Here is a 21,962-nt window from a genome sequence, read left to right as displayed (position 1 = left end):
AAAAGACTCGTTTTTCTTGGGGTTCTAATTGCTATTTTAAATAGCTTGTGTAGTAAAGCTACGTCCTTCTAGAACGCGCACCATTGCCTCAGCCGTATCTAAGGCTGTAAAGAGGGGAACTCCTTGTTCAATCGCCGAACTTCGGATGACTTGACCATCCGTGTCAGCAGTCCGTTTGGTTCCAACGGTATTGACAATGGCTTGCACTTGACCTGAGCGAACGAGGCTTGGGATGTCATTTTCGCTTTCTGCGATTTTTCCAACTAAGCAAGCCTCTAAGCCGTTTTCTGCAAAGAAGGCTGCTGTTCCACTTGTGGCAAAAATGGCATAGCCGATTCTATCAAAACGTTTTGCGAGTTGCAAAGCCTCTTCCTTGGTATCATCTGCAATGGTAAAGACGACATTTCCAAATTCCGGCATATGGAAATAAGTCGCTTCAAAGGCTTTGTATAGGGCTTTTTCAAGCGTTGTGTCTGTTCCCATGACCTCACCTGTCGACTTCATTTCCGGTCCTAGGAGGCTATCAACCTTAGCCAGCTTGGTGAAGGAGAAGATAGGGGCCTTGACATGGACCAGATTGCTTTCAGGATAGAGACCATCTTCATAACCTTGCTCTGCCAAGCTCTCGCCCAAAATCAACTTGGTTGCAACTTGCGCCATTGGGATATTGGTCACTTTTGAGAGGAATGGTACCGTACGACTGGCACGTGGGTTTACCTCAATCACATAGACCACTTCGTCTTTTATGACAAACTGGATGTTCATCATACCGATACAGTTGAGACCGATAGCCAAACGCTTAGTGTAGTCTGCAATGGTATCTTTGACTTTTTGGGACAATCCTTGCGGTGGGTAAACAGCCATGGAGTCGCCTGAGTGAACGCCTGCGCGCTCGATATGCTCCATAATCCCAGGAATCAGAACATCTTTTCCGTCCGAAATAGCATCTACTTCGCACTCACGGCCAACGATATAAGAGTCAACGAGAACTGGATGGTCTGGGCTAGCCTTAACCGCTGTCCGCATGTAGGAACGAAGATCATCTTCATTCTCAACGATTTCCATAGCCCGTCCGCCGAGGACATAGGATGGACGCACAAGTACTGGGAAGCCAACCTTACGAGCCGCTTCAACGGCTTCTTCTTCATTAGTCGCCGTATAACCTGGTGGCTGTGGAATGTCTAGAGCTTTCAAAGCTTGTTCAAAGAGGTCACGGTCTTCAGCACGGTCAAGATCAGCAACCTGTGTCCCAAGAATTTGCACACCTGCCTGAGATAAACTTTCTGCCAAGTTAATCGCTGTTTGTCCTCCAAACTGGACCACAACTCCTTTTGGCTGCTCCAACTCGATGACATTCATAACATCTTCAAACGTCAATGGTTCAAAGTAGAGCTTATCTGAAACGGAAAAGTCTGTCGACACTGTCTCAGGATTTGAATTCATAATAATGGCTTCATAGCCCGCAGCCTGAATAGCTTTTACTGAGTGAACGGTCGCGTAGTCAAACTCCACACCTTGGCCGATACGGATTGGACCAGAACCAAGAACGATAACTGATTCTTTATCGGATTTGATAGACTCATTTTCCCATTCGTAGGTCGAGTAGAAATAAGGCGTCGCTGATTCAAATTCAGCTGCGCAGGTGTCTACCATTTTGTAGACTGGTAAGATCTTGTAAGCATGACGGAAGACGCGTACTTCTTTTGCCGTCATCTGCCACAATTCAGCAATTTTACAGTCAGAAAATCCATTTCGTTTAGCTTCCTTCAAAGACCAGACGTCCTTAGGATGGCTAGCCAAGTCCTGCTCAATTTCAAAGATATGCAACAATTTATCCAGGAAGAAAATATCAACTTTTGTTAAGTCAGCTAATTCCTCAATGGTAAATCCTCGGCGAATGGCTTCGGAAAGATAGAAGATACGGTCATCTTGTGCTTTTACAATTTTTTCAAGAAGGGCATCATCAGTCACCTGAATCAGCTCAGGCATTTCATTGTGATGGACACCGATTTCAAGCGAACGGCAAGCCTTGAGAAGACTTTCTTCAATGTTGCGCCCGATGGCCATAACTTCGCCGGTGGCTTTCATCTGGGTCCCCAGACGACGCTCACCATTTTCAAACTTATCAAATGGGAAACGCGGAATTTTAGCTACGACATAGTCAAGCGCTGGCTCAAACATGGCGTAGGTCGTTCCTGTAACAGGGTTAATCATCTCATCCAGAGTCAATCCAACAGCAATTTTCGCCGCCAATTTAGCAATTGGGTAACCTGTCGCTTTGGAAGCAAGGGCTGATGAGCGAGACACCCGTGGGTTAACTTCGATGACATAGTATTTAAAACTATGCGGGTCAAGCGCCAGCTGAACGTTACAGCCACCTTCGATTTTAAGAGCTCGAATGATTTTGAGACTGGCATCGCGCAGCATTTGGTTTTCAATGTCTGAAAGAGTTTGCGTTGGAGCAAATACGATGGAGTCTCCTGTGTGAATCCCAACAGGGTCAAAGTTTTCCATGTTACACACTACGAGGGCATTGTCCGCGGCATCACGCATGACCTCGTACTCGATTTCCTTAAAACCTGCAATGGAACGCTCAATCAAGCACTGAGTCACCGGTGACAGCTTGAGCCCATTCTCAGCAATTTCTCGTAACTCATCCTCATTGGCACACATGCCGCCACCCGTACCACCAAGGGTAAAGGCTGGACGGACAATGACTGGATAACCAATCGTCACCGCAAAAGCAACAGCTTCCTCAACGGTATTGACAATTTCAGATTCAGGAATCGGTTGCTCAAGCTCCTCCATGAGTTGCTTGAAGAGGTCACGGTCCTCGGCCTGATCAATAGCAGACAACTTGGTTCCAAGTAACTCCACGCCCAATTCATCCAAAATCCCATTTTTGGACAATTCCATGGCCATGTTGAGACCTGTTTGACCACCAAGCGTTGGCAAAAGCGCATCCGGTCTTTCTTTGCGCAAAATACGCGTCACAAACTCCAGCGTAATCGGCTCAATATAAACCTTATCTGCAATTTCCTTATCGGTCATAATCGTCGCGGGATTTGAATTGACCAGGACAACACTGTAGCCCTCCTCCTTCAAAGCAAGACAAGCTTGCGTTCCCGCATAGTCAAACTCAGCAGCCTGACCAATAATAATCGGACCAGACCCAATCACCATAATTTTATGAATATCAGAACGTTTTGGCATGTTTAAGATATAAAGGGCGTCTAGCGAACAAAGACAAAATAGGAGATTTGACGAAGAATCCATTGATTCTAGGAAAATCTATCTTTTTGTCACAGTTCGTAGCCCGTATTCAATTACAAAAATTAAATACGCCCCCTCTTTTTCTCCTTTCCTATTCGTCACCTCGCGGGGTGACATTAAATACTACAAACGTGTTTTTTCCAGTTGGAAGGCATCAATCATTTCGAGAAATTCATCGAAGAGATAGGAAGCATCGTGCGGACCAGGTGCTGCATCTGGGTGAAATTGCACAGAAAAAGCTGGTAGATAACGGTGCCGTACCCCTTCGACTGACTTGTCGTTGATTTCTTCATGTGTGACAATCAACTCTTCAGGCAAGGTCTCACGATCAACTGCGTACCCATGATTTTGGCTAGTAAAATCAACACGCCCCGTCGCAATTTCGCGGACTGCATGGTTGAAGCCACGGTGACCAAATTTCATTTTGTAGGTTGTCGCACCATTTGCCAGACTGAACAATTGATGTCCCATACAAATCCCAAATATAGGAATTTGCCCCTGAATTCCACGAATCATCTCCAAAGCTTCCGGCACATCCTCAGGGTTACCAGGGCCGTTCGACAACATCACTCCGTCTGGATTAAGGTGGAGAATTTCCTCGGCTTTTGTGTCAAATGGCACTACAGTCACATTGCAGTTTCGCTTAGAAAATTCACGTAAAATCGAGTGCTTGAGCCCAAAGTCAACCAAGACGATATTTTTACCGACACCTGGTGCTGGGTAGGCCGTCTTGGTAGACACCTGCTCAATATTATTTGTCGGAAGGACCGTTGCACGGAGCTGGTCGCTCAAGTGCTCAATACTGTCGCCCTCATCTGCTATAGTAGCTTTCATCGTGCCGTGTTGGCGAATAATTTTCGTCAAAGCCCGTGTATCAATCCCTGAAATCCCGGGAATATTTTTGGACTTGAGAAATTCATCAAGTGATAAGTGGTTCCTCCAGTTGCTAGCTCTGCGGGCATTTTCAGCAACCACTACCCCTTTGCAGGTCGGCTTAATGGACTCGTAATCGTCACGATTGATACCGTAATTCCCTATTAAGGGATAGGTAAAGGTCAAAATCTGACCATTGTAAGACTGGTCTGTAATGGATTCTTGGTAGCCGGTCATCCCTGTATTGAAGACGATTTCTCCCGTCACATCAATATCCGCGCCAAATGCCTGACCTTCAAAAATGGTCCCATCTTCTAAAATTAATAATCGTTTGGTCATGTATTTCCTTTCGTAAACCCTCTCTGGAGTTCTTTAACGTTGATTCTTGCTAGGCTTTGCCATTCAAAACAGCTTCGAGAATAGCCATGCGGACAAAGACACCATTTGTCATCTGACGGACAATCCGCGATTTTGGTGCCTCTACCAAGTGGTCATCAATCTCCACATCCCGGTTGACAGGCGCAGGGTGCATCACAATGGCTGTACTCTTCAAGCGTTTGTATCGGTCATCTGTCAGTCCGTAGCAACGATTGTATTCTTCTTTTGAAAAGCTTTCATTTCCATCATGACGCTCATGCTGCACACGCAAGAGCATCATAACATCTACTTCTTCGATCATGTCATCAATGGCAATGTGCTGTCCATAGACATCAAACTCATCAGAATACCACTGGCTTGGTCCGGCAAAGTAAATCTCTGCTCCAAGACGCTTGAGAATTTGCATATTTGACTTGGCCACACGAGAGTGTGTAATGTCACCTGCAATAACCACTTTCAAGCCCTCAAAGCCACCAAATTCTTCATAAATGGTCATCAAGTCAAGCAATGACTGGCTGGGATGCTGCCCCGATCCGTCTCCTCCATTAACAATAGAAGTCTGGATGGTCGGACTATCAATGAGCTGCTTATAATAGTCCACATCCGGGTGGCGAACCACACAGATATCCACTCCCAAGGCACTCATGGTCAAAATGGTATCGTAAAGCGTCTCTCCCTTATTGACCGAGCTAGTTTTGGCATCAAAGTCAATCATTCCCATTCCAAGTTTTAACTCTGCCATTTCAAATGACTTATGCGTCCGAGTTGAATTTTCAAAGAAGAGATTAGATGCAAAGTACTGCCGATCGGTTTGAAAATCTGCTTGTCCTCGTTTGAAGGCTAGACCACGCTGTATCAAGCCAAAAACTTCCTCATTGGAGAGAGTTTCCATTGTAACCAAATGCTTGAGTGAAACTTTACCATTCGTAACTGTCATGACGAACACCTACCTTTTTATTGATGAATCTACTGAAACTTACTGTGCTACTTCTACTAGAAGAACCTGATCTTGTCCATCCACTTCTGTGACATGGACAACAATTTCTTCCAATCGACTGGTTGGAATATTTTTCCCAACATAGTCCGCTCGAATAGGCAATTCGCGGTGACCACGGTCTACCAAGACTGCCAAACTTACACGAGCAGGTCGCCCAAGTGAAACCACATTATCAATGGCTGCACGGATGGTACGTCCAGTATAAAGTACATCATCGACAAGGATAACATCGCGGTCATTCACATCCGCTTCCATCAGCGTCGTGTCTTCTTCCATCTTGACATCATCACGGAAAGGCTTGGTATCCAATTCACCGATTGGAACATCGATACCTTCCAGCTGTTTCAAGCGTTCTTGAATGCGGCGAGCAATATAGACACCACGTGTCTTAATTCCAGCCAGGACGATCTTATCTAGCTGTTTATTGCGTTCGATAATCTCATAAGTAATACGCGTGATGGCGCGTTTCATTGTCATTTCATCGACAATTTCCTTAGTTTTCATGTCTTCCTCCAAACTCTTGCCAGGCAAGAAAAAAATCTCCCTTTTCAAGGAGATTTCAGCAAAATGTAGGCAGACAGACTGTCTCCCTATTCTACGTCTACTCCTTGTCTGTCTCACGGGACAGTTCTTAAAGGATTCATTGACTATAGTATAGCAAAACTTCTTTTTTCTGACAAATATTTACCTAAAAATCAGGAAATAATTCGTGTTCCCAGGCTCTTTTCTTAAAGGAAATGGATTTGATACCTAGTAAGACAAATCCTGCGATTAAATAAACGACAAAGATGGTGCCGGCGTAGGTCAATACAAAATTCCAGCCGTATTTGGTCACATTTAGGAAGAAATAGGCAAAGGGACTGTCTTTAGCATCAGGAATTGGAATCTTGATAAAGAGGCCGTTGACCAAGCCAAAAATCATATAAAGCAAGGGAAGCGACGTCCACCAGATTGGGTCAAACCACTTGTACTGCTTTTGCTTATCAAAGAACAAGGTATCCGCGAAAAAGTAAAGCGGTACAATGTAATGGCAGAGAATATTTTCAACGCGCCAAAAATCTGTCACAATCGGCGCCAACAGCAAATGATAAATGACAAAGGTAATCATGATAGACATGGTAACCGCTGCTTTTATCCGTAAAAATTTAGGTGACTGCATATCCAATTTTCGACTCATGACATAAACCATATAGAGCGAAAACAGCGCCACTAATAAATTGGACTGTACTGTATAATACATCAACATGCCGATGCCGTACTTGGCAATCTCCATGCTCGTTCCCACAACCGCCAATAAGGCTAGCAGACATCTCGACAAATATAATAGTTTGATTCTCATAGTATACTCCTAAAAAGAAAGAGACATTTGTCTCTTTGGATTAAATTTTCTTGACAAATTCTGATTTGAGTTTCATGGCACCAAAGCCATCAATCTTGCAATCGATGTTGTGGTCACCCTCAACGATACGAATATTTTTCACGCGCGTACCTTGTTTCAAGTCTTTGGGTGCACCTTTGACTTTCAAGTCTTTGATCAATGTCACTGTATCACCATCTGCCAAACGATTTCCATTTGCATCAATTGCAAGAATGGCATCTTCCTCAGCAAGTTCAGCTGGGTTCCATTCGTAGGCACACTCAGGGCAAACTAAGAGAGCCCCATCCTCATATACATATTCTGATTGGCATTTTACACAATTTGGTAAAGTTTCCATGTCATCTCCTTCAATAAATAATACAGACTCTAGTATAGCATGAAGGGAATATTTGGGCAAGATGACAATGGTTTCATACTAAACGATTCCGAAGAAATGCTTAAGCACGGTCGTCAATCCCAAACTGTAAATCAACAAGGAAGCGGGCTTTCCAAGTAAAATAATCCAAGTAAAAGTCTTATAACTCATGCTGGTTGTCCCTGCCAAATAGCAGAGCAAATCATCTGGCGCCACCGGCAAAAAGATGGCCCAGGCAAAATACTTGGTAAACTTACTGTCAGAATTGGTGTGTTTTTCATAACTGGCAATGGTCTTGGGACTGAAAAAGGCATGTAAAATGGGACGACCAAAGGTCTTAGCGATATGAAAGCCCAAAACAGAACCAGCACAAATACCGATATAATTCCATACAAAGCCCCAAAAATTCCCAAAAATCAGCACACCTGCTAAAGTTGTCACGCCACCTGGCAGAATGGGAATAGCCACCTGCACAATCTGAACAGCTAGAAAGAGCAATGGACCCCAGATACCCGCTTTATGGACAACAGACTTCAATTTTTGAGCATCCGTTAAGTAGCCTTGGAAAAAGAGATGCACGACCAAGAGCGTTGTCAAAATCAGCATAATCCAGCCAATGCCCCTCACGACCATACGAATTCTTTTTAATTTTTCTTCAGATTTTAACATACTTACTTTCCTCTACAGTCATTGTACCATAGCTATAGGACAAGAACCTCGGTCTTTAGGCTGAGATAAAACAGTTTATAGAAAAAAGACGGGAACACCTGACTTTTAATCTTTTCTTAATTTTTCTAGTGTTTCTTGGAAAATAGCTGGCGCTGGTGCTGTGAAGGTCACAAGCTCGCCTGTTTTTGGATGTGTAAAACCGAGCGTCTGTGCATGGAGAAATTGACCATGCCCCTTCAATGTCTTGCGTGGGCCATAGACCTCATCTCCTGCTACTGGATGACCAATATAAGCCATGTGAACACGAATTTGATGGGTACGCCCTGTCTCTAAGGTGAGCTCCACCAAGGTATAATCTCCAAAGCGTTCCACTACTTGAAAACGTGTCACCGCATCTTTTCCTTTAGCCGTTACTGCTTGCTTCTTGCGGTCTTTCTCCGAACGACCAATGGGTGCATCAATGACGCCACGGTCATTTGGTAGATTCCCATGAACGATAGCAAGGTATTTGCGCAAAGACTTCTTAGCTTTCAATTCTTCTGCCAGAGCTGTATGTGCCTCATCGTTTTTAGCAATCATGAGCAAGCCAGATGTATCCTTATCAATCCGGTGGACAATTCCTGGACGCGCAACTCCATTGATACCTGATAGGTCTTTGACATGATACAAGAGCGCATTGACCAAGGTACCAGAAGGATGCCCCGCAGATGGATGAACAACCAGGCCTTGTGGTTTATTGACCACTGCAACATCTGCATCTTCATAGACCATATCCAAAGGAATGTCTTCTGCCACATAGTCTACTTCTACGATTTCTGGTAATTGATAGGTGATGATATCGCCTACTTGAACACTGTACTTGGCTTTTTTTACCTGACCGTTAACCAAGACTTGACCAAGTTTGACTTGCTCGTTGGCAAGGGGGCGTGATAATTCTGTCTCATCTGCCAAGGCCTTGTCTAGACGAACACCACCATTTTTAATTTTTACTTCCATATTCCTCCTCTTTTAGGATACAAATAAACAATACCGCAACTCCGACTGTCAAGCAAGCATCTGCTACATTGAAGACTGGGAAATCAATAAACTCTGTCTTAAACATATCCACCACATAACCCAATCTCAAGCGATCGATAAAATTTCCAAGACCACCTGCGATAATCAAAGACAGGGCAAACAGTTGCCAGAGACTGCCATCAATCTGCTTGATAAAATACCAGATGGCTGCTGTCATCACAACGAGCGTAATGATGGTAAAGAGCCATTGCTGATTTTGCAGCATTGAGTAAGCTGCTCCATAATTTCTAAGGTAAGCCAAACTCATAAAACCAGAAATCCATTCCCGGCTGGTATCCAATTCAACATTGCTTACCGTCCACCATTTGACCAGCTGATCGAGGCCAATCAAACCAGCTATTAAAACTGGAAAGCTAAATTTTCTCATCTTACCCTTTCTTCTTATCAAAATATTCCTGCATGGCTGCCACAAAATCTTGGGCACATTGACTCAAATCAGCATCTTCGCGTTTGACATAAACCATACGATTTTCCATTTCATCAACAAGCGGGATAACTGTAATACCGTGCACACTTTCACTGTCTAAGAATCCAGAACCCGTAGCATAGGCGTCTGTCCGCTCCAGGATTCCATTCAAGGTAGCTCGGTCAGTCACATCATAGGTCACCGATGAATCCGATGTATCAAAGAAATTTTCAGAATAGTAGAGGTATTCCTCTTTTTCTTGCGTAAATCGTACCGTTGGCAAACCCTTCAAGTCTTCTAATTTAATCTCTTTCCGGCTGGCTAGCGGATGACCTTTGCGGATGTAAATATGCGTTTGGAAATGAATCATCTCCACCACATCCAAATGCAGCTTAGTCAACTTTTGCATAATTCCCTTGGTATTACGCGGATTGAGATAGATAATGCCCAACTCACTATGACCTTGAGATACCTCATCCAAAATCTGCACCGTTGTAGACTCAAAAATCCGAAAATTACGGTATTCAGGAAAATTTTCCGAAAACTCTGTCATCAAAGGTGGTAAGAAATCATAGTGCTGACTGGAAATCGAGAACTCTGGTCGCTCTTCCTCAGACTGCAAATAGAGGTGTTCGAAACTGTCAAATCCCTTGACCAATTGCTGGGCCTTTTCATAAAATTCCATGCCGCGACGTGTCAAAAAAGTACCCGAGCTGGTCCGACTAAAAATCTTAAAGCCCAACTCCTTTTCCAAATCACGAACTGAAATCGACAAGCTGGGTTGAGAGACAAACATTTTCTCAGCAGCCTCCCGAAAAGTTCCGCTGTTGGCAATGGCCACAACATAACGTAATTGTTGAATATTCATAGCATTCTTCCTTTTTTCATTCTTCATCATTATACCATATTGCACTGAAAAAAGAGACTTACAGGAAGTCTCTTACTTTTTTATTTAATCCAAATACAATTTACTTTTTTGATTGAGCCAGCTATAGGTCAGGCCCATAACTAGACCGCCGCCAACAAAATTCCCAAGTCCTGAGAAAAGGAAATTCGATAAGACTGACAGAAGTGTCATCCCTTCAACCGGTCCTCCATTGACAAAATAGGCTAGTGAGAAAGTCGAGAAATTGGCAATGACGTGCTCATAACCAAGAAAAGCGAAGATGAAAATGATACAAATGGTCGCTATGATTTTCCCAGCATCATCTTTCATGCGAAGGGCTGCAAGAACGGAAATATTCACCACGATGTTGGCAAAAATCCCTTCTACAAATTGTGTCAGCGGTGTTTTGCTTAATTTCAGAGTGGCCATTTCAAGTATAGCACTGTGAGCCTCGACATGACCTGGCTGAAATGGACTGGTCAGCGACAAGAAATAGCAGGTAATCACCGCTCCGAGGAAGTTAAAGGCGATACAGCTAAAGAGAATTTTCAAAGCCGTTTTGGTCGGAATCACCTTGCGGTGAACAGCACTTGTCATGTACATCATATTGGACGTGCCGAGTTCCGCATTCATATAGACAATCATGGTCAGGCCCCAGCCAAATAGGAAGGCGTAGCCAAATTTTCCGCAGCCATCGACCAAATGATTGAGCTTGTCCATGACAACAACTGAAATCGCATATCCTAGGGTCAGATAAAGCGTAGCTAGCATGGCACGTACAGCATAGGCGCCGTAGTTGGTCTCAATCAACTCTGCCTTTTTCTTAATGCTCTTGTCTAAGCTTGTCAGCAAGGGACTGCTGGATTCTGGATAGTCTATCATTTTCTTACCTCATACAGATTTGTGATTTTTATCACGTACTGTATTAGTATATCAGATTTTCAAAAAAAGAAAAGGCTTACTTTTAGTTTTTGTCTCTTTTTTCAAAAAAAGTTTACTCTGCTATCACTATGCGAACATGTACCATGTCTTCATGCGATTTTCCGATGGCTTTTCGAATTTTTTTAGGAATGCCGATGATATAACAAATATTGCCATCAGCATGCTTGACGCCCATATTGACAATACTGCCGTGATAAGGAACACCGTCAAAGGTTGCCTCTACTTTTAGCCTGCCTTTCCCAAATTCTTTCCTGATATCCCAAGGCAGGCGGAGATAGACACCGCCATTATCCGATGTTTCAACAATTTCCGTATGACACGCATAGTTCACCTCTTTCAGTCTACATGCATCTAATTCAAGCCGTATAATAACAAATTTCAGTTACTACTTTGAAATCCAATTTTTCGTAAAGTGTTCGTGCTACATCATTGTCCTTATCAACTGCGAGTTGGAAAGCACGTTTTTGCCCATTTTTAATGCGGTCATTGACCACAGACTGGACCAGATAGGAGCCAATTCCCTGCGTGTAAATGGATAGCTTGGTCACATCAAAATCACATACCATCACTCCATCAATCAATTCTTTCGAGTAGGCATAGTAGCCGCCGATAGCATTGATTTCTCGACGAGCATATTCCGCCATCTCAATCACTTTTTCAAATGACTCTCGCCCCCGCAGAGCAAGATTACGACGGGAAATATCCAAACTCGACAAGAGCAGATAGGAGGCACTCGTCGACTGGGTTAAATTGATAATCTGCCGAACGTATTCAGGATTTTGCCCTTCTCCCATCAGCAAAATCGAACTCTGCGTCAAGCTACCACCCGACTTATGCATGGAAACAGCTGACATATCCGCCCCCGCTTCCATTGCCGACATGGGCAAATGCTCATTAAAAAACAAATGAGCTCCGTGCGCTTCATCCACTAGGACCTTCATCCCGGCTGCATGAGCCATCTCTGTTAAACCTTTCAAATCCGAACAAATACCATAATAGGTCGTATTATTGATTAAAACCGCTTTAGCATCTGGATGGTCCTTGATAGCTTGAACCAAGCGTTCATTTTCAAGACCGAGTGCAATCCCAATCTGATGATTGACACTCATCTCGATATAAATCGGAATCGCCCCACAGAGAACCAAAGCATTGATGGCACTCTTATGTACATTCCGCGGCAAAATAATCTTATCGCCAGCCTTGCAGGTCGCAAGAATCATAGCCTGAACTGCTGATGTGGTCCCACCAAGCATGATGGGCACCAAAGGCATCCGCAGCTAATTCTTCCGCCTCACGAATGATGGATACTGGATGACCCAAATTATCCAGAGGCTTCATGGAATTGACATCAATTCCAACACACTTTTCACCCAGCAATTCTACCAACTCTGGATTGCCACGCCCGCGCTTATGCCCAGGCACATCAAAAGGAACAATCCGTTGTTTCCGCAGATTGACCAATCCTTGATAGATCGGGGCATTTCCCTGATTCACTCTATTCAATGATACACTCCTTACAAAGTTATTTTTTGGAATATTCCAAAAATTATACGCAGTACCCTAGCACTTTCACCTCTGGTACCCCATCAAGTGTTTATCATTTATGAAAAAAGAGCAGGTTTTCACCTGCTCTACAATCGTATGACGTTTTTTTGTCTTTGTTTCTGTTGAGTAATTCGTTCCAGATGTTTCCTAACTCTCCAGTTGCAAATATTACGTACTTTATTGAGCCTTCAGTATGTCCTTTGACCACTGAAATCAACTTATAAAATGTAGGCTTTTAACCCTATCAATAAGGGGAAAAGTTGGTGACTAATCCCGCTTCGGCATTCAACCCTGCCTGTCCGTAGGCTTTTGTTTACTCGGGTTTATATTTGCTAGAAAACACCTTTTCTAAGCTTTTTAAGTGTAGCATGTAAGTTTGGTTTCGTCGATACTTTTTTTAAAAAGTATCAATCCACACCATTTAGTTCGTATTTTATCCGTTTTCTATATTTATTTTTGTAAAAAACATCGCAAAAGAATATTTATCTGATTAGAGAGAAAGATTCATGAGATCGTTAAAGGACTCAATCATAGTTGGATGCGTGTAGATATTGTCTCGGAGATAGGTAAATGGAAGATGGTTGTCCATAGCCATTTTAATCACATTGATCAACTCTTCTGCATTTTCTCCGTAGAGGCTGGCACCTAGAATTTCACGACTTTCTTTGTCCACTACTACCTTAAAGAGGCCTCGTGGGTCATTATTGATCTTATGTCTTGGAATTTGGCTGACTGGCAGGCTGTTTTCAACCGCTTGGTAGCCATTTTTCAAGGCTTCATCCAATGTATAACCAACTCGTCCTAGGACCGGTGTGATAAAAACAGAATAAGGAACATTCCCACGATTGTTCAGTGAACGTTCTTTCTTTCCATACCATTGGTCCTGCAAAATCCGCGCATCATCTAAGGAAATATAGGTAAATTGTAGTCCACCTTTGACATCACCAGCCGCATAAACACCAGTAACATCGGTTTCTAAAAAGTTATTAACGACCACTTCTCCACCTTTTCCGACTTGGATGTTTGTATTTTCCAATCCAAGATTTTGCGTGTTTGGACGTCTTCCAGCAGCAACCAAGACTGCATCGGCTTCAAATTCACCCTTATTTGTCACCACTGTAGTAAACTGTTCCCCGTCCTTGATTTCTTGCGTGTCTGCGCTAAGGACAAATTCAATTCCCGCACCTGACAAATCTTTCACCACTTGAGCCGCAATTTCTGGGTCTTCTTTTGTTAAAATATTTTCTGCCCGCTCCACAACCGTTACCTTGCTACCGAAATTAGCGAAGAAAGAGGCAAACTCAAGCGCAATATAGCCTCCACCGATAATAACCAATTTTTCAGGGAGTTCTTCCCGATTCATCATGGATGTTGAGTCATAAACAAAACGCGACTCTCTCACTCCCTTAATCTCAGGGATAAATGGACTAGCACCAGTATTGATCACAATTTTATCCGCAGTTAGCGTCTCTATTTCACCATTTTCTTTCGTAACCGCAATCACTTTATCATCCTTAAAGGTCGCCAAACCATCGATGACATCGATATTTTCATCATCTGCTAATAAATGAAAATTCTTTTGATTGAGGGCAGACACAACCGCATTTTTACGAGCAATCGCTTCTTGAAAAGCCAATCCTTCACGGCTAGCCTCTACCAATACCTTGGTCGGAATGCAGGCAATATTGATACAAGTTCCGCCATACATGCCAGCACTTTTTTCAATAAGTGCAACTTTTTCGCCATGCTTACTTGCTTGTTTGGCGATGGTTTTTCCTGCTTTACCAAAACCAATTACAATTAGATGATATTTTTTCATTTGACAGCCTCCATAGCTTCTATTTTATTTAAAACATCCTTCAGTTGAACCCCAGAATAAAGATTTTTTAGAGCTTGGTACTCCTGCTCTGCATAAGACTTCATGACCTTGGTCATATTGCGGGCAATTTCACAATGACTCTCACCTGTCCCTGTATAAATGCGACTATCCTGCTCCACTTCCCGAAACAAAAGAAAAATCTGATCCAGATAAATCTCGCCAATGTGGGCATCAACACTGTAGCCACCGAACTTGCCTTTTTTAGAAATAACAAGCCGGTGCTCCACTAACGGGCGCATGACCGAGCGCAATTGAACAGGATTAACACAAATCAGCTCCGCTAGTTCTTGCGAAGAAAAACTCTCCCCGGCATGCTTTACCAAATATGCCAAGGCATGCACAGCCATATTAAAATATAAATTCATTGTTCTTCTTTAAAGGTAATTTTTATAATTACATTTTAAACTAGAAAAATTCCTTTGTCAAAAATTTGAATCGAATCCTAAATACGAAAAAAAGCCTTCTCAAAAAGAAGACTTTTTCATAGACAAGTTGCTTATTTAGCGATTGGGTAAACAGAAACTTGTTTTTTATCGCGACCTTTACGTTCGAAACGTACAACACCTTCTACTTTAGCGTAAAGAGTGTCATCTCCACCACGGCCTACGTTAGCACCTGGGTAGATTTTTGTACCACGTTGGCGGTAAAGGATAGAACCACCTGATACAGTTTGACCATCAGCAGCTTTAGCACCAAGGCGTTTTGCTTGTGAGTCACGACCATTTGATGTTGAACCTCCACCTTTTTTGTGGGCGAAGAGGTTTAATTGAGCAAGATTCAAGTTTAACATAATGTTATTCCTCCAAAATTATGTGATGACAGTTGTTAGGCTAGACGCTCTTAAGCGTTGATAGCTGAGATAACAACTTTTGTATAAGGTTGACGGTGACCTTGTTTACGGTGGCTACCTTTTTTAGGTTTGTATTTATAAGAAACAACTTTCTTTTGTTTACCTTGTTTCTCAACAGTACCTACAACAGTTGCACCTTCTACAAGTGGTGTACCAACAACAGTTTTGTCGCCACCAACGAGAACAACTTCGTTAAATGTAACTTCTTGACCTGCTTCTGCGTTCAATTTTTCAACGTAGATAGCTTGACCAGCTTCAACTTTAACTTGTTTACCGCCAGTTTTAATGATTGCATATGTGCTCATTATGCACCTCCTATGGATTTTTGGGTTTCCCCGCTATTTTTGTGAAGACTCGCCTAGTACCGTGGGGCGAACCACTTAAAACGGTAATCGTGCGGTTGCACAGGGTGTGCATAGTCAACAATCCTAGTATAGCACTCCTCTCGCTATTTGACAAGAGAAAGTCTGTAGTTTTTAGAGAATTTTTAGCGATTATCTTTCAATTTCACTACTACTCTAAATTGACGTTCTGGATGCGTTTCGTGATTTACCATTTGAATGCGAGCTTCGAAAATATCGCCATACCCAAAGTAGAGAAATTTGGACAATTCTTGATTATAATCAGCTGGTACGTAACCAATTTTTGTATTTTCAAAGAAAATGGCTACAGCATGTGGATCGTGAATATTTTCCGGTTCTGCCATGAGTTGAACTGGTGCACCTAATTTTAACTGGTCGATGACTTCTAAGCCATCATAATAAGCAAAAGCAGCCAAGTGAAAGTCTAAATAATGACGACTCGGTTCAAAGCCTTTTAATACGTGTGTCATATAAAACTCCTTTATTATTCACTGATAAAGTCATCAACTAAAAATTGTTGACCTCTGTTGTCTAGATACAATACCGTCTCGTAAATTTGCCCTTCTTCTGTCTGTTTAACCAAAGTTTTACTGGCATTAATGACATGAAGAAAATAACTGCGTTCGTCTACTGAAGATACGAAGAGAGCATCTATTTCTCCAGCTGACGACTTACTTCCTCCACTCCGAGTATGAAGAACCTGAATTTCCTCATCGATTCCATCGCCTGCCGTTTTAAAATATCCTTGCATCATAGGCAAAGCAGTAGACACACTATTTATCGTGCTGACAAATAGGAACGTCACCCAGAAAAGGAGAACCACACATTCTAATTTTCCACTAGTTGTCCTCCACATCTCTTTTGCTATGTTTTTCAGTTGAAACAAGCCCACCTATGGATGTTGTTTTCTTAAAGCATAGCGGATGACACCAATCCACAAAAGGAACTTGGTTAATTGTCCTACATAATAGGTCGCATAAGGAAGGCGATCGTAGAATACATTCTCTACTCCCGTTGAAAATGTGTACGATCCTAATAGCCCATCAAAAAAATCACTCAAAACCGGATGCATCATTACAGCAAATCTTCAATAAGTCCATCAACTTCATCTTGCACTTCTTCAACAGGAGTGATTTCTCTAATCATAATGCCCGTAACTGCTCGTTCGACCAAACCGTCAACATCCATACGCGCTTCATATTGCTCTGCATTTTTGATTTTAGGATTGGTTTTTGGACGGTCTGGTGCAAAAATTGTACAGCAATCTTCAAATGGCTGAATAGAAATGTCAAATGTATCAATCTTCTGCGCAATATTAATAATTTCTAGCTTGTCCATGGTAATAACGGGACGAATCACTGGCGTATTGGTCACGGCATTGATTGCCTGCATAGACTCCAAGGTCTGACTAGCTACCTGCCCTAGACTTTCACCATTTACGATGATAAGGCCGTTTCGTTTCTCACGAATGGCATCTGTAATCCGCATCATGAAGCGACGAGTCAAAGTCATAAGATAGGCTTCCGGAGCCTTGTTTTTGATCTCTTCTTGAATCTCTGTAAAAGGCACCTCGATAAACTGAATATTACCACCAAAAGATGTCAGTTTTCGTGTCAAATCATGAGCCTTTTTAAGCGCACCAGGGCTGGTATAAGGTGGGCTTGCGAAGTGTACCGCTTCGATATCCACACCACGTTTTAGGGCCAAATACCCCGCCACTGGCGAATCAATACCACCAGATAACATCAGCATCCCTTTACCAGCAGTACCAACTGGAAGCCCACCCGCACCCTTGATTTCTTCATGGGAAATATAAGCCGCATCTTCGCGAATTTCTACACGAAGAGTGATATCGGGCGATTTCATCTGTACTTGAACATTCGGAATAGCTTCAAAGACTGCTCCACCCAATTCTTGGTTCAAATCGCGGCTATCCAACTCAAAACTGTGGTCGCTACGACGTGCAGCCACTTTAAAGGTCATGCCTTCCTTATAGATGGCTTTCATAATATCCTGAACGGCTTGACGCAAGGCTGATACAGACTTTTCAACCTTATAAGACGGCGCAAAATTCTGGATACCGAAAATCTTCTGCAAAGAAGCAGCTACTGGCTGATAATCCGTCCCATTTAGGTAGACGTGCCCACGGTCACGGTCAAAGTGAACTGTTACATCTGGATAGATAGACAAGGCTTCTTGAATATTATTTTTTAATTTATTGATGAAACGCATCCGATTTTTGCCTTTGGTCGACAATTCACCGTAGCGCACCATGATTTCTGAATAGTTCATTTATCTCACTTTCTGAGTTTTGTTGTAAATTTGTTTGAAAATGGTTAAGAATTGCTCAACCTGTCCCATGTCATTATCTTCATCTAAGCTAACACGGACAGCTGTCTGGGCTAATTTTTGTGGCACACCCATAGCAATCAGGGTTCCAGCTGGTTTTCCAGCCTTGGAAGAGCAAGCTGATGTTGTGGAGATATAGATTTGGTGTTCTTCAAATGCATGGACAATCACTTCTCCACGGATGTATTTAACACCAAATGTCACGATATTGGGCGCAGCATTTTCCAATTGAGAAAAAACAACAACGTCCTTATAGTCTTGTAATCCAGCCACAATCACTTCTTTCATGGCTTGCAGGCGTTTCTGAGCCACTTCTGCTTTTTCCAGCGTCATTCGAAGTGCCTTAGCTGTCGCTGCAATCCCTGCCACATTTTCCGTGGTCGAACGGTGGTCACCCTCTTGACCACCACCTGTCAATAAAGGCTGCAATCTCTTGCCAGCTTTGGCATAGATGAAGCCGACACCGCGTACCGAATGAAATTTATGCCCTGAAAAAGTCGCAAAATCAACTCGCTCTGGCAAATAACTATCTGTCGGTACTTTGCCAACAGCCTGAACTGCATCTACATGAAAAGAAATAGTTGGCTTACCCGCTAGCAAGTCCGCAATTTCTTGAATCGGCTGAACAGCACCTATTTCATTATTGACCGCCATAACAGAGACAAGAATCGTATCCTTGCGGATGAGGTTTTCCAGTGCTTGAAGATCTAGATAACCTGCTTCATCTACCGGTGCAAAATCCACTTCAAAGCCTTGCGTTTTCAGCCAAAGAACTGATTCTTTAACAGCAGGATGTTCCACTGCAGAAACGATAATGTGCTTGCCAAGATAGGCTTTTTCAAAAGCCACACCCTTAATGACCCAGTTATCCCCCTCAGTACCGCCAGAAGTAAACATAATCTCCTCTGCCTTTTTTCCCAAGAGTTCTGCAATTTGTTGGCGTGCAGCTTCTAAAATACGCGTTGCCTGACTACCCAAATGATGAAGACTAGACGGATTGCCCCAAATCTTAGTGGCTACCTCCGTATACGTTTTTAAGACTTCAGGATAGACCTGAGTCGTTGCCGAGTTATCGAAGTAAATCATATCTGTTTCCTTTTCTACATTACCTCTCATTATACCAAAAATTCAAGTTCAATAATAGAAGAAAACCCTGCTAAGCAGAGTTTTACAGTCTATTTTTCAATTCTTCTAATTCTTCTCGGGTTGTAGACCAGCTGGTTGCAAAACGGATGACTGTACGGCTGTCATCATATTTTTCCCAGAAGCCATAGACGATTCCTTTTTCCGTCAACTCAGTCAATTGCTCATTTTCTACGATAACAAATTGCTGGTTTGTTGGTGACTTGAGATAAAATTCAAAGCCTTTCTCTTCCAAAATCACTTTCAATTCCTCAGCCAAATCAACAGCATGTTGTCCTAATTCAAAGTAAAGATTTTCCGTAAAGAAACGATCGAACTGCACTCCATTTAAACGCCCCTTAGCCAAGAGAGCACCATGTTGCTTGACAATTGGAGTGAAATGTTTTGGCTCATTATTCTGCATAAAGACAATGGCTTCGCCCATCAAGGCTCCCATCTTAGTCCCACCAATATAAAAGACATCTACGAGTTTGGCAATCGTTGGCAAGTCAACATCCGTATCCTTAGCCGCTAAACCATAGCCCAAACGAGCGCCATCTAAGAAAAGAGGAATCTTGTACTCACGGCAAAGCGCAGACAACTCTTCCAATTCAGACTTGCTATATAGCGTACCATATTCCGTCGGATGAGAGATGTAGACCATTCCTGGGAAGACCATATGCTCACGATTGCCATCCGCATAAAAATCTACCAAAAGCTGGCGGACAGCTGCTGCAGAAATTTTCCCATTTTCATGTGGAAGCGTGAGAACTTTGTGCCCAGAAAACTCAATGGCACCTGCCTCATGAACAGAAATATGACCTGTTTCTGCGGCCACAACTCCCTCGTAGGAAGCCAACATAGAATTAATCACCACTTGATTGGTCTGAGTACCACCCGTCAAAAACGTAATCTGTGCCTGCGGACAGTCACAAGCCTGGCGAATCTTCTCAATCGCAGACTCTGTATAGACATCTGTCCCGTAACCAGAAAGCCCCTCATCATTCGTCTCTACAAGCGCCTGCAAGAGTGCAGGATGCGCACCTTTATTATAATCATTTTCAAAATGTAACATAATTCACCTCGTTATACTAGTATAACATTTTTCAGAAAATTTTCAATAATCTCTTAATAAGAGTTACTAATCTTTCTCAATAAGAAAAAGCCTGTAAAAACAGACTTTCACTCTAATAATCCACCCTGAGGGAATCGAACCCCCATCTCAAGAACCGGAATCTTACGTGATATCCATTACACTAAGGGTGGATAGACAAAGCTAGGAATACTCCTAGCTTTCTATTTATTACAATTCGATATCACCGAAAAGGTCTGCCATTGAGAAACCTGTTTGAGTTTCTGGCAATTCGTAGTCACGTTTCGCTTCACGTTTTGGACGACGAGCTGGACGTGATTGACGTTTTTCACCTTCTTCAGAAGCATTTTCTTCGCGTGCTGGACGCTCTTCAAGTGCTTTGATTGAAAGTGATACACGTTCATCAGCAGCATTCACTTCAAGAACTTTAACAGTTACATCTTGACCTACAGTCAATGCATCTTTTGGATTTTCAACACGTTTGTGTGAAATTTGTGAGATGTGTACAAGTCCATCGATACCTGGCAATACTTCAACGAAAGCACCGAAGTCAGTCAAACGTTTAACTTTACCTTCGATTACATCGCCAGCTGCCAATTTTTGCTCAACACCATCCCATGGTCCAGGTGTTGTAGCTTTCAATGACAATGATACACGACCTGCTTCTTCGTCGATAGCAAGTACTTTCACTTCAACTTCTTCACCAACAGTTACAACTGATTTAGGTGAAACGTTGCGTTCGTGTGACAATTCAGTCAAGTGAACCAATCCATCAACACCACCAAGATCGATGAAAGCACCAAAGCTTGTGATACGTGCAACTGTACCAGTTACAACTGAACCAACTTCAATTTTTGAGAATACTTCTGAACGTGCAGCTGCTGCTGATTCTTCAACAACTTCACGACGTGACAAGATGAAACGGTTTTCTGCTGGATCAACTTCTTTGATTTTAGCATCAAATTCTTGACCTACGAAACGCTCAGTGTTACGAGTGAAACGAGTGTCGATCATTGAAGCTGGGATGAAACCACGAAGTCCTTCAAATTCAACTGACAAACCACCTTTAACGGCGCGAGTTACTTTAACAGTTACAACTTCGCCTTCACGGCCAACAAGCTTGTCCCATGCTTTGCGTGCTTCCAAGCGTTTTTTAGATACAAGATATGTAACAGTGTCAGTATCTTTACCTACAACTTGACGAAGTACAAGCAATTCAAGTGTTTCACCAACTTTTACCAAGTCGTTGATGTCAGCGTCGCGGTCGTTTGTCAACTCACGAAGAGTCAAGACACCTTCGACACCAGTACCTGAGATAGCTACATTTGCTTGACCAGCATCAACTGTCAATACTTCTGCAGTTACCACATCACCAGTTGCAACTTCATTTACACTGTTCAACAAATCTTCAAATTCGTTCATTAAAAAAACCTCCGATGTCAGCAGGCCCCATTGCCAACTGACTAAAAATATATTTTATTTAAGGCACACGCAAGGACAGACACAGCAGCTTTGACGAATTAGAGTT

At 42.7% G+C, this 21,962-nt stretch carries 23 protein-coding genes, 1 tRNA gene, 1 pseudogene and 1 other annotated feature; all 25 genes and pseudogenes read right to left on the bottom strand.

Annotation, left to right across the window (positions count from 1 at the left end):
• Nucleotides 1–36 precede the first annotated feature (36 nt).
• The 25 genes and pseudogenes from carB to rpsA all read right to left on the bottom strand — a co-directional run bounded on the left by carB (nt 37) and on the right by rpsA (nt 21,856).
• Complete coding sequence (gene carB, locus J2T50_RS04755; RefSeq protein ID WP_253364236.1) at nt 37–3,213, bottom strand: carbamoyl-phosphate synthase large subunit; 3,177 nt, start codon at nt 3,211–3,213, stop codon at nt 37–39.
• Nucleotides 3,214–3,396: 183 nt separating this feature from the next.
• On the bottom strand, nt 3,397–4,485 hold the full coding sequence (locus tag J2T50_RS04750; protein WP_253364234.1) for a carbamoyl phosphate synthase small subunit: 1,089 nt from the start codon (nt 4,483–4,485) through the stop codon (nt 3,397–3,399).
• A 49-nt stretch (nt 4,486–4,534) separates the two neighbouring features.
• Nucleotides 4,535–5,461, bottom strand: a complete 927-nt coding sequence (locus J2T50_RS04745) for an aspartate carbamoyltransferase catalytic subunit (protein WP_253364232.1) — start codon at nt 5,459–5,461, stop codon at nt 4,535–4,537.
• Between the two features lie 39 nt (nt 5,462–5,500).
• Entirely contained in the window at nt 5,501–6,025 is a 525-nt protein-coding gene (gene pyrR, locus J2T50_RS04740; protein ID WP_253364230.1) for a bifunctional pyr operon transcriptional regulator/uracil phosphoribosyltransferase PyrR, read from the bottom strand.
• Nucleotides 6,026–6,209: 184 nt separating this feature from the next.
• Nucleotides 6,210–6,860 carry a Pr6Pr family membrane protein gene (locus J2T50_RS04735; RefSeq protein ID WP_253364228.1) on the bottom strand — a complete coding sequence of 217 codons (651 nt, stop codon included), beginning with the start codon at nt 6,858–6,860 and terminating at the stop codon, nt 6,210–6,212.
• A gap of 40 nt (nt 6,861–6,900) precedes the next feature.
• The gene (locus J2T50_RS04730; RefSeq protein WP_253364226.1) at nt 6,901–7,236 is read right to left on the bottom strand and encodes a zinc ribbon domain-containing protein YjdM; all 336 of its coding nucleotides are present in this window, start codon (nt 7,234–7,236) and stop codon (nt 6,901–6,903) included.
• A gap of 78 nt (nt 7,237–7,314) precedes the next feature.
• The gene (locus J2T50_RS04725) at nt 7,315–7,887 is read right to left on the bottom strand and encodes a TVP38/TMEM64 family protein (RefSeq protein WP_253364517.1); all 573 of its coding nucleotides are present in this window, start codon (nt 7,885–7,887) and stop codon (nt 7,315–7,317) included.
• 141 nt (nt 7,888–8,028) lie between these two features.
• Nucleotides 8,029–8,919 (bottom strand): RluA family pseudouridine synthase, encoded by an 891-nt coding sequence (locus J2T50_RS04720; protein WP_253364224.1) that lies wholly within the window; start codon nt 8,917–8,919, stop codon nt 8,029–8,031.
• A complete protein-coding gene (lspA, locus tag J2T50_RS04715) occupies nt 8,903–9,367 on the bottom strand; it encodes a signal peptidase II (RefSeq protein ID WP_253364222.1) in 465 nt (154 codons plus the stop codon). Before lspA ends, J2T50_RS04720 begins: the two co-directional genes overlap by 17 nt.
• Nucleotide 9,368: 1 nt before the next feature.
• Nucleotides 9,369–10,274, bottom strand: a complete 906-nt coding sequence (locus J2T50_RS04710; protein WP_253364220.1) for a LysR family transcriptional regulator — start codon at nt 10,272–10,274, stop codon at nt 9,369–9,371.
• An 84-nt stretch (nt 10,275–10,358) separates the two neighbouring features.
• Nucleotides 10,359–11,174 (bottom strand): formate/nitrite transporter family protein, encoded by an 816-nt coding sequence (locus tag J2T50_RS04705; RefSeq protein WP_253364218.1) that lies wholly within the window; start codon nt 11,172–11,174, stop codon nt 10,359–10,361.
• A gap of 112 nt (nt 11,175–11,286) precedes the next feature.
• On the bottom strand, nt 11,287–11,565 hold the full coding sequence (locus J2T50_RS04700; RefSeq protein ID WP_253364216.1) for a DUF1905 domain-containing protein: 279 nt from the start codon (nt 11,563–11,565) through the stop codon (nt 11,287–11,289).
• 181 nt (nt 11,566–11,746) lie between these two features.
• Nucleotides 11,747–12,737, bottom strand: a pseudogene (locus tag J2T50_RS04690) (aminotransferase class I/II-fold pyridoxal phosphate-dependent enzyme); the annotation flags it as partial.
• Nucleotides 12,738–13,269: 532 nt separating this feature from the next.
• Entirely contained in the window at nt 13,270–14,598 is a 1,329-nt protein-coding gene (gene merA / locus J2T50_RS04685) for a hypothiocyanous acid reductase MerA (protein ID WP_253364215.1), read from the bottom strand.
• Entirely contained in the window at nt 14,595–15,023 is a 429-nt protein-coding gene (locus tag J2T50_RS04680; protein ID WP_253364214.1) for an RrF2 family transcriptional regulator, read from the bottom strand. Before J2T50_RS04680 ends, merA begins: the two co-directional genes overlap by 4 nt.
• A gap of 131 nt (nt 15,024–15,154) precedes the next feature.
• Complete coding sequence (gene rpmA / locus J2T50_RS04675) at nt 15,155–15,448, bottom strand: 50S ribosomal protein L27 (RefSeq protein ID WP_018167286.1); 294 nt, start codon at nt 15,446–15,448, stop codon at nt 15,155–15,157.
• A 50-nt stretch (nt 15,449–15,498) separates the two neighbouring features.
• Complete coding sequence (rplU, locus tag J2T50_RS04670) at nt 15,499–15,813, bottom strand: 50S ribosomal protein L21 (protein WP_049617884.1); 315 nt, start codon at nt 15,811–15,813, stop codon at nt 15,499–15,501.
• Between the two features lie 35 nt (nt 15,814–15,848).
• Nucleotides 15,849–15,920, bottom strand: a sequence feature (ribosomal protein L21 leader region).
• A 75-nt stretch (nt 15,921–15,995) separates the two neighbouring features.
• The gene (locus J2T50_RS04665) at nt 15,996–16,340 is read right to left on the bottom strand and encodes an HIRAN domain-containing protein (protein WP_253364213.1); all 345 of its coding nucleotides are present in this window, start codon (nt 16,338–16,340) and stop codon (nt 15,996–15,998) included.
• Between the two features lie 14 nt (nt 16,341–16,354).
• Nucleotides 16,355–16,624, bottom strand: coding sequence for a hypothetical protein (locus J2T50_RS04660; RefSeq protein WP_253364212.1), 270 nt, complete (start codon nt 16,622–16,624; stop codon nt 16,355–16,357).
• Nucleotides 16,625–16,762: 138 nt separating this feature from the next.
• Complete coding sequence (locus J2T50_RS04655; protein ID WP_253364211.1) at nt 16,763–16,945, bottom strand: hypothetical protein; 183 nt, start codon at nt 16,943–16,945, stop codon at nt 16,763–16,765.
• Nucleotides 16,945–18,162 (bottom strand): tRNA uracil 4-sulfurtransferase ThiI, encoded by a 1,218-nt coding sequence (gene thiI, locus J2T50_RS04650; RefSeq protein ID WP_253364210.1) that lies wholly within the window; start codon nt 18,160–18,162, stop codon nt 16,945–16,947. The genes J2T50_RS04655 and thiI overlap by 1 nt, the downstream gene beginning before the upstream one ends.
• Nucleotides 18,163–19,305, bottom strand: coding sequence for a cysteine desulfurase family protein (locus J2T50_RS04645; protein ID WP_253364209.1), 1,143 nt, complete (start codon nt 19,303–19,305; stop codon nt 18,163–18,165). It abuts the gene before it with no gap.
• A gap of 82 nt (nt 19,306–19,387) precedes the next feature.
• Nucleotides 19,388–20,416, bottom strand: coding sequence for a threonine aldolase family protein (locus J2T50_RS04640; protein WP_253364206.1), 1,029 nt, complete (start codon nt 20,414–20,416; stop codon nt 19,388–19,390).
• A 119-nt stretch (nt 20,417–20,535) separates the two neighbouring features.
• Nucleotides 20,536–20,607 (bottom strand) — tRNA-Arg (locus J2T50_RS04635).
• Between the two features lie 37 nt (nt 20,608–20,644).
• Entirely contained in the window at nt 20,645–21,856 is a 1,212-nt protein-coding gene (gene rpsA, locus J2T50_RS04630; protein WP_222349624.1) for a 30S ribosomal protein S1, read from the bottom strand.
• Nucleotides 21,857–21,962: the final 106 nt, after the last annotated feature.

It is taken from the genome of Streptococcus gallinaceus, from assembly GCF_024170225.1.
Classification (GTDB): domain Bacteria; phylum Bacillota; class Bacilli; order Lactobacillales; family Streptococcaceae; genus Streptococcus; species Streptococcus gallinaceus.
The sequence above is the reverse complement of the archived record's forward strand: the minus strand, read 5'-3'. Positions and strand labels throughout refer to the sequence as shown.